Source organism: Schlesneria paludicola DSM 18645 (genome assembly GCF_000255655.1).
Classification (GTDB): Bacteria; Planctomycetota; Planctomycetia; order Planctomycetales; family Planctomycetaceae; genus Schlesneria; species Schlesneria paludicola.
This window is the reverse complement of sequence record NZ_JH636435.1, coordinates 1,483,770-1,496,847: the sequence shown is the minus strand read 5'-3', so window position 1 is coordinate 1,496,847 and position 13,078 is coordinate 1,483,770. Positions and strand designations below refer to the sequence as shown.

The window sequence follows — 13,078 nt, the reverse complement described above, 5'->3', positions numbered from 1 at the left end:
ATCCGACGTCGCCGCAGCTTTGGGTGTGCCAGAGTTCCGCGGTCGGCGCGGCGGTGTGGTCGCCAGTTCTGATGAGTGTTCGACAAGATACAGCGCCGCAGCTCGGCGGGAATTTGAATTGTAATGGATTCAGCGTATCGTCGCTGACACTCGGCAACACCATGAATGGGAATGCACAGTCGATCAGTAATGTGAAGAATCTCGGCGTTGGAGTGTCCGCCAATCCCACGATGGGTGTGTACGTCGCGGGAACCTATTCAGGCGGAATCACGGCACGAGGGTTGTTCTTTCAACCCTCCTTCGGAACGGATGTGACGAATCCGATCTGCATGAACGGAGGTGGGGCAATGACATCGGGAGGTTCCACTGCCAACAATGCGTATACGTACCGCGCGGACGATTGGACGACAAACGGAGTGACGATCTCCAATCTGCATGGATTTTATTGCGCGAATCTCGCAGGTGGCACGAACAATTACGCGTTTCGAAGTCTCGTCAACCGGAACGTCGGGGCGGGGACAAATTACAACCTGTATTTTGAAGGAAACGCACCCAGTTACATGAGTGGCAACCTGCTCATTGGAACGACCACCATCCCGTCCGGAGTCGTGAGCAATTTGATTCTGGGCGACACCGTCGACATCTCGCTGGGGACCGGCGCCGGAACGAAAGTCGGGGCTTCCAGCAGTCAGAAGCTCGGATTCTGGGGTGCCACGCCGACAACCCAATACTCCACCACGGGAACGACAACCGGATTTAGCGCCGGCACCGGCACCGCCGTATTGAGTGGTTCGACGTTCACGGGAAATACGGGTACGAGTGCGTATACGATTAGTGATTTGGTTGCCGCACTGAAGAAGAGCGGAATCATTGCTCAATGATCGAGGGGAGCGTTGAAATACGGGGACGGATGCCCTGATCTTGACGGTGTCCCGGCAATTGTGAACCGATGCGGAGCCAGCCCCCGTCATTTCAACGACCCGTTTGTGAACGACGTGAGGTTTGAGTCGAAACACAGGTCATCCGTGATCCATCACGCGATAGAGTAGGAATGGCGATGGAAGGATTAGACGATTTGAAGCTGAACTTTCAGTTGACGCTGAATGAGGTCAACTTAATTTTGGCGGCACTCTCGGAATTGCCGTTCAAAGTGTCACACGGGTTGATTCAAAAACTGAGGCAAGAGGCTGAACAGCAAGTCACGAATATTCGTGGCCTGGCGACGGATGGACCGCCTTCGATGCCAAGTCCAGAAACTTCGCTCTGAAGTCGATTCGAGAACGAAGACTGTGGACCGACTGTCGAAATGTCCGGCAACTGCACAGCACACTCTCAACTTGATCACGGCTCGGGTGGGCCGTGATCAAGTTTCATTTGGGTTTGAGCAAGTCCGCCTTTTGCTCCCATGGAATCGCTCGGTCGAAGAGTTTGCCGTATTTGGGATATCCGTGATCGGGAACGACTTTGGTGCGAAGGGCCACCAACTCGGCGTCGTAGGCCAAGCGAAGAGAAGTTCGTAAGTTTGTGTGTTGTGGTGATGACGCCAGGTTCGCCATTTCCAATCGATCGTGGGTCAGATGGAACAGTTCTTCCGTCGGTTGCATTTGGTCGCCGTAGTACCAATAGATGTACTTCCACTCGGGTGTGACGATGGCCATTGATTGCGCCGAAGGAATGCCCCAGAAGCTAAAAAGAGGCAAGACGTCACGCACATTGCCGTCGGGATTCCCTAAGAGCGGTGCCAGGTTTATCCCATCGATGTCCGATGGGGAAGGAACATGAGCCAGAGCGAGGATCGTCGGTGCCATATCGACGTTGGCTGTGAGTGCCGCACAAACGTGATTTGTTTGCAATTTCGGACGCCGGGGATCGTAGATGATTAAAGGGATCCTGGAGGCTTCTTCATACGGGAGAACTTTGTCTCCGAATCCATGGGCACCGCAGTTGTAACCATTGTCTGATGTAAAAATGATGACGGTGTTTTCAGCGAAACCCTCCTGCTCCAGTGCCTCGCGGATCATTCCGACTGCCGCATCGACCCCGCTGATTAAAGCATAATACGATTTGCATGTCTCATCGAAGTTTGTGATCCATTGACGATATTCTTTGGCTGCCCGGCTGGTGAGGGCCTGAGGCGAAAGGTGTCGTCCATTTTCGACGCCATCGTTAGGATGTCGGGCGAATTTTGTTTTGTGCTCGTACAGTTGGGAATCGATCGGGTCGGGTCGGAACGGCAGATGTGGAGCCTTGAAGCTGATATTCATGCAGAACGGGCGGCCCGTTTGTTTCGCCGCCTTCAAGAAATCTTTTGCCCATGCGGCGTAGGCACGCGTGCAGTGTGGGTACTGCGAGGCGTACTTCGCGAGACTCTGATTTTTGATCGTCTCATATTCTGTTTGGCCTGGACCTGCTGCCCATTCATCAAACTCCTGCTGAAGGGCCGCAAACGGTTCGCCTTTCAGCTCAAATCCGATTTTCCCTGCGAAGCCCGTGTAATATCCAGACGCTCGCAGTTTCGCAGGATACGACGCGGCAAAGAACTGGCGTCTCAAATCCCCGTGATCGAAATTGCAGCCATGGCGGTATTCGTACAAACCTGTCAGCACAGAACAGCGACTTGCCGTGCAGATCGAGGTCGTCGCATAGTGATTGCTGAAGCGCACTCCGTCCCGCGCGAGATTGTCCAGGTGAGGCGTGATGATTTCGCGGTTTCCGTAGCAACCGACAGCACCTGCCGCCTGATCGTCGGTCATGAGGAAAACAATGTTTGGCCGGACCACGTCGGCTCGATCATCGGCCACGACCGGAACCGCTGCCAGTTGGATCAGGGCGACAACGACGCTGCTGAACGGTAAGAAGAACTGTCGGTTCATACGTCATTGCATCCTTTGTCCATTGATGTCGGCAGGTCCCTCGCAACGACGTCGAGTGCGCGTGATCATCATTCTTTATCAGGCAACGCCGTGAAGGATTTTCAACGTTTAGAAACAGGCTTTTGCGGGGTGCTCTCTTGAGTCCCGCAGGGGCGTTCATTCCATCAGCCCGGGTCAAAGGCTGCCATCGGTAGCCGACAGCCCGGGATTCGGTCTCGGAAATGACGCGAAGGCCTGTATGGCCAGCCATTCGAAAGGGATGCGGATTCGGCGCAAGTGCATGGTCGGCCTTAGAGGCCTTAAGGAAGTTCGGGGGGCTTGCCTCAGCCCGTTGGAGTCCTGCGGCCTCGTTTGGGCTGGGCAGGTGGAATGGCTGGGCCTTTTGGCCCGCAGGATATACCACGGTTGGATCACATTTCATGAGCAAAAAAATCCCTCACGGCGTTGTCTTTTCGGGCAATGAGACTTTCTTAACATAGGCATAATAGGCACCGATTTCTTGGCCTTTTGCGGTTTGAAATCGAGCCGACAAACGGGTCAGACCGGCTTTGAGTGGAAGCCGGAAAATAACATCTTTCGCTCCCGGATCGACCTTTGTTTCCGCGCGTTGGCCTCCAACTTCGATCGTCGAATGGACGATGGGGACGGCCTTTCCCGGCGTGACTCGAAAAGCGGTGCCTCCCGGGACGGGTGCACCCGGCGGAAGTGGAGCATCCAGGGCCACATCAACGGGATCGGGCCATCGTCGCAACCGAAACTCATAATCACCATCTTCGAAGATTTTCACATTCCAGTACCCGGTGTTTTCCGCGCCGGCAAGCGCCCGCCGCGCGTCATTCTGATTCCAGGGTGTCGAGCCGCTTGTGATCCAGTCGTGTGACGTCAGGCTTGTTGGATTTTCGGCGGGATGGCCCAGATAGATTGCGGCGTCTTCGTGGAATGACGGTTCGAGTTCTGCCCACCAGGCGTCATAGAATTTCGTGAGTGTCGCGACGACTTCAGGATGCTGGCTGACGATGTTCTGCTGTTGTTTCGGATCGGTGGAGACGTCGTAGAGTTCCTGTCCATTGATCAGGCGCCACCGGCTGGTCATGACGGCAGTCTGCTTCCACTTGATTGGATCTTTGACGCGCTGCGAATCCGTTACCAGAATCCGGTCGGGCCAATCACTGGCTTGGCCTGAAAACAGTGGCTTTAAACTGCGTCCATCGAATTGGACGGATTCCGTCGGTGAAATTCGGCATAAATCAATCAGCGTTGGCAGAATATCGACATGGGCCGTGATCGGTTTGACATCGCGCCCGCCGGTCAACCCACCAGCTGGCCAATGAATGAAGAACGGAACGCGATGGCCACCGTCATATTCGCTGCCTTTTTTGCCACGCATGCCTGCATTGTGCACAATTTCACCTAACGCGGTTCCATTGTCCGTCGTGAAGATGAAGATGGTGTTGTCGGCGAGTCCTTCGTCGATCAGAAATGCGCGAAGACGACCGACATTGTCATCAATGTTGCCAATCATCCCGAAGAAGTTGGCCAAGTCGACCGGCAGTTGCTGATACGGGGCGCTGCTTTCCGGTGGGGCGTGCATGGGGCTATGCGGGGCGTTCGTGGAAATGTATGCCAGGAATGGACGTCCCGCGGTCTTTTGTGTCTTGATGAACTGGCGTGCTGCGTCGAAGAAAACGTCGGTACAAAACCCATCGACTTGTTTGAGTTTCGAGTTATGAAAGTACGATCCGCCAAAATAGGCGTTGTCCCAAACATCCGAGATCTGTCCGACGCCGCCCCCGCCATGCCGCAGGACTTCGGTGTAGCCCCGATCTTCCGGGCGGAAGGGATAGTTGTCGCCCAAATGCCACTTTCCAAACATTCCGGTCGCGTATCCCGCATCCTTGAAGACCTGCCCCATCGTGATTTGGTTTTCTTTCAGTAGGGATCGTCCGAGTATCGTGTGCCAAACTCCTGTCCGATTGGTCCAATGGCCGGTGAGCAGTGCACCGCGCGTTGGCGAGCATGTCGGGGCCACGTGATAATCTGCCAGACGTACCGAGTCCTGGTAGAGTGCGTCAATCTTCGGTGTCTTCAGGATGGGATTACCGTGGCAGCTCAGGTCGCCATAGCCCTGATCGTCCGTAATCACAAGAACCACATTGGGATGATCTGCCGCGGCCAGAGGTACGGCGGACCACAACAACAGATTGAGCGCGATGCAAAGAATGTTTCGCATGGGGAAAGGTTTTCTCAGTTGCATGGAGTTGGTTTGTTGGGCGATCCGATTCGACTTTCGGGACACGCGTCTTGAGCAGGAAGCATTCGCGAGCATCGGCCATCAGCGCGCGACAACGTCGACAACCTGCCAATGCGGGCCCGAGGCGTCACCAGCGGCGCTTCGCACGAATGGCGCGTGGTTGTCTTGAGTACAGACTATTTGGTCAGATCAAACTCGAAGTGGTTGGCTTTGCCGGCCACGACTTCGGCTTGAAGTGAGGAACTAGCTGAATCTCGATATTTTTGAGGCCACTTGCCGCGTGGAGGCGACTTTTCTTGCCCCAGATCGTCGACGGGGATCGGCGTATTCGGGGGCCATCCTTCCGTAATACTCACGGAATACGTTCCGAGCACCGCTCCTGTCGCGCCCGTCTTAGCCATCACAATCTTGGAGAATCGTCCCTCGGCGTCCGTCTGTCCGATGCAAGTCTGTCCGTTTGCAACCTTCTGGGGAAGGAAGAGGACCTTTGCATGCGGAACAGGCTGGCCCTTGAACATCACGACTCCATCCACAGGGGCGATTTTTGGTGCGTTCTTCGACGAGCATCCCGCGGAAACGATTCCTGAAACGACCAGCAAGAGTGTGATTCGCAACACGGTTTTAGGCCTCGATAAATGATCCTGAAGCAACCCGGAACCAGACACAAAGTCGCATCTGTTCGATTCGAGATCGGGGGCTGGTTGTTGATCAGAACTCACCAATGACTTCCCCTCCCTGGATCGTTCCGAGGCTTCGATACAGGCCCAAATCGATGTTCTGCGAAATGAAGCGGGAACTTCCATCGCACAACGAGAAATGCGCTCCACCGACATGCTGACTGCTGAATCCCTGCTGGTTTGGCCAGTCGGACCAACAGGCATTCCAGCCTTGGGCAAGCGGCAGTCCCAGGCCCGCAGCGCATTCCGCAGGGCGATTGAGTTGGAATGCGGTCGTGGCGAGAACTCCGTTGAACCAGAACCATGCCGAGAGGGCATTCTGATTGAACGAAGTCTCGCCCAGCATCAGAGAGTTCGAAGCGCCATCGGTGATGTCGCGAATTCGCGTTGGAATTCCCTGGCCGTCATTTCCGCGTCCCATGAATCCTGACGGGCAACGGAAGGGGTACTGGGCTTGAATGGTTGCCGAAAGTGTGTCATAGGGTCCGCAGAATCGGCTCGTGCCCCAGACACCAGACGTGACCTGGATCGTTCCGCTGACCCAGCTTGAACCCAAAACTCCCTGGTAGTTCGTGATCCCAATCTTCATGTCATTCGTGGCGGCAACGTTGAAGTTGATGATGCGTGAACCTGGAGAGACTCCGCCAACTGCCGGAGATGTCTCACTGGGGCAGATCAAAGCGGGAAGCCCTCGCCCGAGTAACCATGCATTACTTCCCTGCGCCGGGGCCGCGACCCCACCTGCCCCAATCCGTGGATCGGCCTGAACGCCATTCGCACCGGTGTTCCAGGTGTAATTACTATCCCAACTGTTGTAGATGTTTCCCTGATCAATCATCGGAAGGATGTTGTGAATCCAGCTCACCTGATTCAGAACACCCGGCAGATTGTTCAGTCGGTACTGAATGGGAAACGTGCCGTGAACATCAAGATAGTTGTGAAGCGCCAGACCCAATTGCTTCATATTGTTCTTGCATTGGGTCCTACGAGCGGCTTCGCGTGCTTGTTGCACCGCGGGCAACAGCAAGGCGATCAGAACGGCAATGATCGCAATCACGACCAGTAGTTCAATCAAGGTAAAGCCACGACGAAAACGGTAAGCACGAGACGATTGAGAATTCACGGACTTCTCCTTTGGGGATAATTCATCCGAACAGGAAATCGATCAGCGGCTGAATCGTTCGAGCCGCTAGGCATGATTGCGAATGGCTGATTCGAGGTGGCGCTGCGGATGCCGATCGCACTCGATTGATCTTGGATCAAATGGGTGACGACGGTCAGAACCGAGCCAGGTCGTGCTCGAATGGACTAAGGCCGACGTCAAGCGCGTTGAGGCCGGCGACGTTTCTTCGGAGGCGGATCAAGCGGTCCTGAGCAACACTTGCCGGGGCCCGCACAGCATGAGGGCGGCAACTCGATAAGATGGCACTGCCGAGGGAGGGGATTCGCGATCTGTTCGCGGATCAAGAAGAATGAGCGATTCACGGAGACCTCCAAGGTCCCTGCAAACACCTCTGGATTATCGCCAGTCAGCATTGCGATGCGATTGGGAATTTGTTGAGCGAATGCTCGTTTATATCACCTTTGTGGTGCATGTTGATTGTCTGCCAGCGGTATCCAAACGTCAAGTGTCACACATCAAAATTTGATCGTTTATTCATGTGACGAACCCGAGTGCTTCGATTGTGGATGAGCTAAAATCGTCGGCCATGCCTTTGATTTCAAGCAGAATCTGCCTTTAAACGTGTGCTGATGTGTGATGTTTGAAGCAGGCACATGACGTTAAAAGAATCTGAATTGCGAGCCAATACGTTGACGGAATGTTGAATCTTCATCATGTTAAATGCCGACTACGTGAGTGATGGTTATGTTCTTTCAGCATTTCTATTTCATGGAGTCGCGGCGAAACGCTGACCGGTTCATCCCGGAGGCACACATCGCACGGCAGAGACCGCACGATTTGTTTCGTGGTTCGTTCTCGTCTGGGATTACGAGTCTTCTCGATCCATCAGAGTGCGAGTTCGACAGTCGCCTCGCAGTTTTGAAGTGACGGCTCCAATTTCGACGTCCCTGGCTTCAATCGCCTGGACAATCGACTTGTTAAGTGCCTGTTTTGATCGAAACGGGGGCGACAAGAATTGCTCAAGCATTTCACTATTCGATTTCCAACTTTGTCACCATTGAGCGTTGAGTGACAGCAATCGGTATGTCTCTTTTGATCATGAAGGAAGCAGGCATGAAGCGACGTGAATTTTTAGTTTTCAGCTTGGTCTTGTTTGGAATGACGGGATCCTTGTTTGCGGCGGATGCCGACCCGACGGGGACTTGGAAGTGGTCCGTCACGAATCCCAAGAATAACAAAACACGTGAGCAGTCAGTGAAGCTGAAACTGGACGGGGGCAAGCTGACGGGAACCGTGCCCGGTGCCGAGGGAAAAGAAATTGACATCGAAAATGCAACGTACAAAGACGGCGAGATTTCCTTTTCGGTAACGCGGGAACGAAATGGTCAGAAGGTCGTCACGAAGTTCTCGGGAAAACTTGAGGGTGACTCGATCAAAGGGAAATTTGAAGGTGAGCGTGCGAACGGTAAGGGGCAAGGCCGCGACTGGGTCGCCCAGCGCGAAAAGGCCTGACGGCACAACGACATCGCGATCGGTGCGGCCTGCGCGACTCGCCGCGCCGAAATGAACGCAACCCCATGGACAGAGAGGGGCGGACAACTGGTCAAGCCAGTTCCCTTCCCTTTTCGTTCAATGGGGTTGCGGTCATTGTCGGGGCTACGAATTCAATCAGTACTCGTTTGCCGCTTCGCCTGCGTCGTCGAATTGCTGAAACTTCTTTTCGCTGACCTGGCGAATACGGCGTTCGGCGACTTCCTGCTGGAGCTTTTCCAGGGCGGCTTCCAGGGGCATCGCGCCGAGGTCCCCGTCGATGCGGTCTCGGACCGAGACGGTGCCGTTCTCGACGTCGCGGCCTCCGACGATCAGCATGTAGGGGATTAGTTCAACTTGAGCGTCGCGGACTTTGGCGTTGATCTTGGCCCCGCGCAGGTCACTGGTCACGCGGAATCCGGCCGCACGGAATCGGCTTTCGACCGTACGAGCATAGTCTTCGAACTTGTCGCTGATCGACATCACGCGGATCTGTTCCGGAGCCAGCCAGAGCGGGAACGCACCGGCAAAATGCTCAATCAGCATTCCCGTGAACCGTTCCATCGATCCGAACGGCGCACGATGGATCATTACTGGACGGTGAGTCTGGTTATCGGCACCGACATATTCCAATTGGAATCGCTCGGGCAGATTGAAGTCGAGCTGAACAGTTCCCAGTTGCCACTCGCGTCCGATGCAGTCACGAACCATGAAGTCCGTTTTGGGGCCGTAGAACGCGGCCTCGCCTTCGCGTTCGATGAATGGCATCTGCAGCTCGGTCAGCACCTGACGCAGTGCGTTCTGAGCGTTCTCCCAGCCTTCATCCGTGCCGACGTACTTCGATTTGTTTTTCGAATCGCGGCAGGACAATTGCACGCGGTAGTCGTTCAGTCCCACGCTGGCCAGCACGAACTTCACCAGTTCGAGCGTCGACTTGAATTCTTCGACAACTTGTTCGGGTGTGACGAACAGGTGCGCGTCGTCCTGGGTCAGCCCGCGGACACGCAGCATGCCGTTCAGTTCTCCCGACTGTTCGTGCCGGTAGACAGTGCCGAATTCTGCCAGTCGAACGGGCAGATCGCGGTAACTGCGCTGCTGTGCCTTGTAGATCTGAACATGGTGCGGGCAGTTCATGGGCTTCAAGAGATAACGCTCTTGCTGTTTTTCCCAGACGCGCAAGTAGTCTTTCCGCGCTTGCGGTGTTGACCCAGTGGGGTAACCCGAGAGATCGGCACCCATCAGGCGGGCGGAATCAGCCAGCTTACGTTCGTCGTCCGCCGAGAACGGAGTGTTATCCGTGATCTGGCTGTCCAGGCGACGGACCCAATAATCGACGAGAGCTCCTGCGTCGTGGCCGAAGATCGGTGCGAATTGGGATTCGCGGTAGTAGGGAAAATGTCCGCTGGTTTCGTACAGATCCACGCGACCAATGTGTGGCGAATAGACGGGTTGATACCCGCGGGCAATCAGTTCGCGCTTGATGAAGTCTTCGAGCGTGGCGCGGATAGTTGCACCCTTGGGAAGCCACAGGCAGAGCCCCTGCCCCACGTCCTGGCTGATCGCGAACAGATTCAACTGTTTTCCGAGCACGCGATGGTCGCGCCGTTTGGCTTCGTTGACCTGATCGAGATACGCATCAAGGTCCTTGGTGGAAAACCAGGCGGTTCCATACAGGCGTTGGAGTTGCTTGCCGCTGGCGTCGCCCTTCCAGTACGCACCTGCGACGGACAGCAGTTTGAACGCCTTGATACGTTTGGCATCGGGGATATGTGGACCGCGGCAAAGATCGACGAATTCCCCCTGTCGATAGAAGCTGACGGTGGGATGGGTCGCCAGACCGGTGTTGATATGTTCGACTTTCAGCGTCTGTGACAATCCGTCGACGAGTTTCAATGCTTCCTCGCGGTCGCAGATGAATCGCTCGAACGGTTCGCCCTGATCGACGATCTTTTGCATTTCCGCTTCAATGCGCGGGAAATCGTCTTCGCTGATCGTATGCGAGCAGGAAATATCGTAGTAGAAGCCCTGTCCGGTTGTGGGACCAAAGGCCAGCTCGACATCCGGCCACAAACGCATGACGGCGCGCGCCATGACGTGCGCACAGGAATGCCGCAGGATCGCCAGCGATGCCGCGTCTTTCTCGGTCAGCAGTTGAACCGGAACCGGACGTTCGGTCGTTGCTTCGGCAAGCGGACGCATCACGTCGGTGACGGTGCCGGCGACCACCGCGCCGATGGCTGCTGAGGCAAGACGAGGGCTGATCTTCGCGGCGACGTCGAACGCCGTTGCGTGATCGGGATGTTCCACGACGGAACCATCGGGCAATTTTACCTGAAGCATGACAGGGCAATCCTATACAAAGGGATTGGACCGAACTTTCCATCAAAAACCAGCTCGACAGCATGTCGAGGGCAGAGCCCGGCGGTTATAGAGATCGAACTCTATTCCGTCAACCAGTTTGCGTTCGTTGCTGTGTTGGAACAGGTTTCGTCGAACACTTCTCGACATCATCTGTTCCCACTTTCTCTCGTGATTCGTCGGCTTGAGATCAGGACCACTTGCGAGTCTGGCCGACGTGTGCCATCCTCCGCCCAATGAGACGAACTGTTTTACAGCGAGCGATTCAGGCTGGACATGAGAATGCTGGTCCGGGTTCGCTGGTCCCTTGAGAGAAGCGGGCGTTGCCCGCGAATGATGATTACTCATGTCCGATCTTCCGCCAAAATTGCCGATGCCTGGAACTGTTTATCTTGTGGGAGCCGGGCCGGGTGATCCAGGATTGTTGACGCTACGCGGTGCCGAATGCCTGTCGCGTGCCGATATCGTGCTCTATGACGGTCTGGTCAACCCGTTGCTTCTGCGTCATACCCATGCACGCGCGGAACGAACATGTCGCGCCGAAGGGCCACAGGGGCGAGTCATCCAGCAGGAAGAGATCAATCAACGGCTGGTTGAGGCCGCGTTGTCGGGTAAGACGGTGGTACGATTAAAGGGTGGTGATCCGTTCATCTTCGGGCGTGGTTCGGAAGAGGCGGCGGCGCTCGCCGCGGCGGGAATTCCCTTTGAAGTCGTGCCTGGAATTACTGCCGCAACGGCTGCAGCCGTTTACACCGGAATCTCGCTGACGCACCGCGATCACGCGTCCGCGGTGGCGTTTATCACGGGTCATGAAGATCCGACGAAGCAGAGTTCGCTTGATTATCGGGCTTTGGCCGCATTTCCGGGAACGCTCGTATTCTATATGGGGCTACATCGGCTACCGACGATTGTGCAGTCGCTGGCTGATGCCGGTAAGCCCACCAGTACGCCCGTCTGTGTTGTCAGTCGCGCCACACAGCCGCGGCAGCGGACCGTGACCGGTACCTTGGCCGAGATCGCGGGGTTGGCGAAGGCCGCCGACCTGCACGCGCCGTCGCTGGTCATTATTGGCGAGTGCGTCCGAGTGCGCGAGCAGGCGCATTGGTTTGAAGATCGGCCGTTGTTCGGTCAGTCGATCGGCATCGCGCGACCTGCCGATCAAGCCACCGAAATTGGATTGCGTGCAGTGGAATTAGGGGCATTGCCCGTCTTTTTGCCGACGATCGAAATTGCTCCGCCAGACGATTGGCAGGACGTTGATGCGGTTCTGCCGCGATTAGGAGAGTTCGACTGGATCGTGTTTTCCAGCGTCAATGGTGTCGAAGGATTGTTGGGGCGGTTATGGCAGACGGGACGCGATGTTCGGGCACTGGCCGCCGCGCGGCTGGCTGTGATTGGTCCAGGTACGGCGCAGGCACTTGAGAAATTTGCGTTGCGGGCGGATCTCGTTCCACCCGAATTTCGGGCGGAAGCGCTGGCCGAGGTTTTGCGTCCGCATGTTGCGGGCAAGCGAGTCCTGTGGGCTCGGGCGAGTCGTGGGCGCGACGTTCTATCCACGGCGCTCGTGGCTGCTGGAGCTCGGGTTGAAGAGCTGGTTGTCTATCAGAACCGTGACGTACATGAACTTCCCGCGGCAGCTTTACACGAGCTCGAAGCGGGGCAGCTCGATTGGATTGCACTGTCTAGTCCCTCGATCGCACGGAATCTGGCCCGGTTGGTTACGGACGCGGCACGCCATCACATTGGAACACGGACGAGACTTGTCAGTATCAGTCCGGTGACGACCGCGGCTGCGAAGGAAGTTGGCCTGCCGATCGCCGTCGAAGCGACAGAGTACACCTGGAACGGGCTGTTCGCGGCGATGATTGCCGCGGTTCACTCCTAAGGATCAGTGGTTCGGGCGATGGCTTGCTCCGAGATGGGGTCACCGTTGACGGGCCAGAGAGGGGACAGGCCCATTTGTTTTTCCCATCGCCAAGCGAAGTTCGACTCATGATAGTGTGCTGGGGGAATTCCGCTGCGTCGTTGGGGCCTGCTTTGAAGGGCTGTTTCAATGGCGGAGGTTGCGAGTAAGTAACGAGAAAAGATCCGATATTCATACCGCATTTCTCCAACTCGTCCGTGCTGTGATCTGTTGGAAGAGAATCAAACGAGCAGTAAGGTTTTGTTGAAGTGTCTTAATGTCGTCTATTCTCACTGAGCTTACGTAGCATACAGACGTACTGACCTCTTGAATGCTCCCCGGGTATCGCAATTTTAGTATTTA

9 protein-coding genes are annotated in these 13,078 nt (G+C 55.7%); 4 read left to right on the top strand and 5 right to left on the bottom strand.

Annotated features, from left to right (window positions below; all coding sequences use genetic code 11):
- The first annotated feature begins 71 nt into the window (after positions 1-71).
- Both OSO_RS48465 and OSO_RS44840 read left to right on the top strand, forming a co-directional pair.
- Positions 72-881: a hypothetical protein gene (locus tag OSO_RS48465; protein WP_157605410.1), complete on the top strand. Its 810-nt coding sequence runs from the start codon at positions 72-74 to the stop codon at positions 879-881.
- A gap of 176 nt (positions 882-1,057) precedes the next feature.
- Positions 1,058-1,267, top strand: a complete 210-nt coding sequence (locus OSO_RS44840; protein ID WP_010585583.1) for a hypothetical protein — start codon at positions 1,058-1,060, stop codon at positions 1,265-1,267.
- Between the two features lie 103 nt (positions 1,268-1,370).
- Here OSO_RS44840 and OSO_RS0123820 read toward each other — a convergent pair whose 3' ends face one another.
- The 4 genes from OSO_RS0123820 to OSO_RS0123800 all read right to left on the bottom strand — a co-directional run bounded on the left by OSO_RS0123820 (position 1,371) and on the right by OSO_RS0123800 (position 6,924).
- Entirely contained in the window at positions 1,371-2,873 is a 1,503-nt protein-coding gene (locus tag OSO_RS0123820) for a sulfatase family protein (protein WP_010585582.1), read from the bottom strand.
- A gap of 436 nt (positions 2,874-3,309) precedes the next feature.
- Positions 3,310-5,103: an arylsulfatase gene (locus OSO_RS0123815; RefSeq protein ID WP_010585581.1), complete on the bottom strand. Its 1,794-nt coding sequence runs from the start codon at positions 5,101-5,103 to the stop codon at positions 3,310-3,312.
- Positions 5,104-5,300: 197 nt separating this feature from the next.
- The gene (locus OSO_RS44835; RefSeq protein ID WP_010585579.1) at positions 5,301-5,741 is read right to left on the bottom strand and encodes a hypothetical protein; all 441 of its coding nucleotides are present in this window, start codon (positions 5,739-5,741) and stop codon (positions 5,301-5,303) included.
- Positions 5,742-5,832: 91 nt separating this feature from the next.
- Complete coding sequence (locus OSO_RS0123800) at positions 5,833-6,924, bottom strand: DUF1559 domain-containing protein (protein WP_010585578.1); 1,092 nt, start codon at positions 6,922-6,924, stop codon at positions 5,833-5,835.
- A gap of 1,113 nt (positions 6,925-8,037) precedes the next feature.
- Here OSO_RS0123800 and OSO_RS0123785 point away from each other — a divergent pair.
- Positions 8,038-8,436: a hypothetical protein gene (locus tag OSO_RS0123785; protein WP_029247393.1), complete on the top strand. Its 399-nt coding sequence runs from the start codon at positions 8,038-8,040 to the stop codon at positions 8,434-8,436.
- A 156-nt stretch (positions 8,437-8,592) separates the two neighbouring features.
- Here the strand turns inward: OSO_RS0123785 and thrS are convergent, their stop codons facing one another.
- Positions 8,593-10,794 carry a threonine--tRNA ligase gene (gene thrS, locus OSO_RS44830; protein ID WP_010585576.1) on the bottom strand — a complete coding sequence of 734 codons (2,202 nt, stop codon included), beginning with the start codon at positions 10,792-10,794 and terminating at the stop codon, positions 8,593-8,595.
- Positions 10,795-11,158: 364 nt separating this feature from the next.
- On the opposite strand from thrS, the gene cobA reads away from it, so the two are divergent.
- Positions 11,159-12,697, top strand: a complete 1,539-nt coding sequence (gene cobA, locus OSO_RS0123770; RefSeq protein WP_010585574.1) for a uroporphyrinogen-III C-methyltransferase — start codon at positions 11,159-11,161, stop codon at positions 12,695-12,697.
- Positions 12,698-13,078 lie beyond the last annotated feature (381 nt).

Coding starts and splice junctions, on each gene's coding strand:
- OSO_RS48465 (WP_157605410.1), top strand. CDS start 72: ATGAGTGTTCGACAAGATACAGCGCCGCAGCTCGGCGGGAATTTGAAT.
- OSO_RS44840 (WP_010585583.1), top strand. CDS start 1,058: ATGGAAGGATTAGACGATTTGAAGCTGAACTTTCAGTTGACGCTGAAT.
- OSO_RS0123820 (WP_010585582.1), bottom strand. CDS start 2,873: ATGAACCGACAGTTCTTCTTACCGTTCAGCAGCGTCGTTGTCGCCCTG.
- OSO_RS0123815 (WP_010585581.1), bottom strand. CDS start 5,103: ATGCGAAACATTCTTTGCATCGCGCTCAATCTGTTGTTGTGGTCCGCC.
- OSO_RS0123785 (WP_029247393.1), top strand. CDS start 8,038: ATGAAGCGACGTGAATTTTTAGTTTTCAGCTTGGTCTTGTTTGGAATG.
- thrS (WP_010585576.1), bottom strand. CDS start 10,794: ATGCTTCAGGTAAAATTGCCCGATGGTTCCGTCGTGGAACATCCCGAT.
- cobA (WP_010585574.1), top strand. CDS start 11,159: ATGTCCGATCTTCCGCCAAAATTGCCGATGCCTGGAACTGTTTATCTT.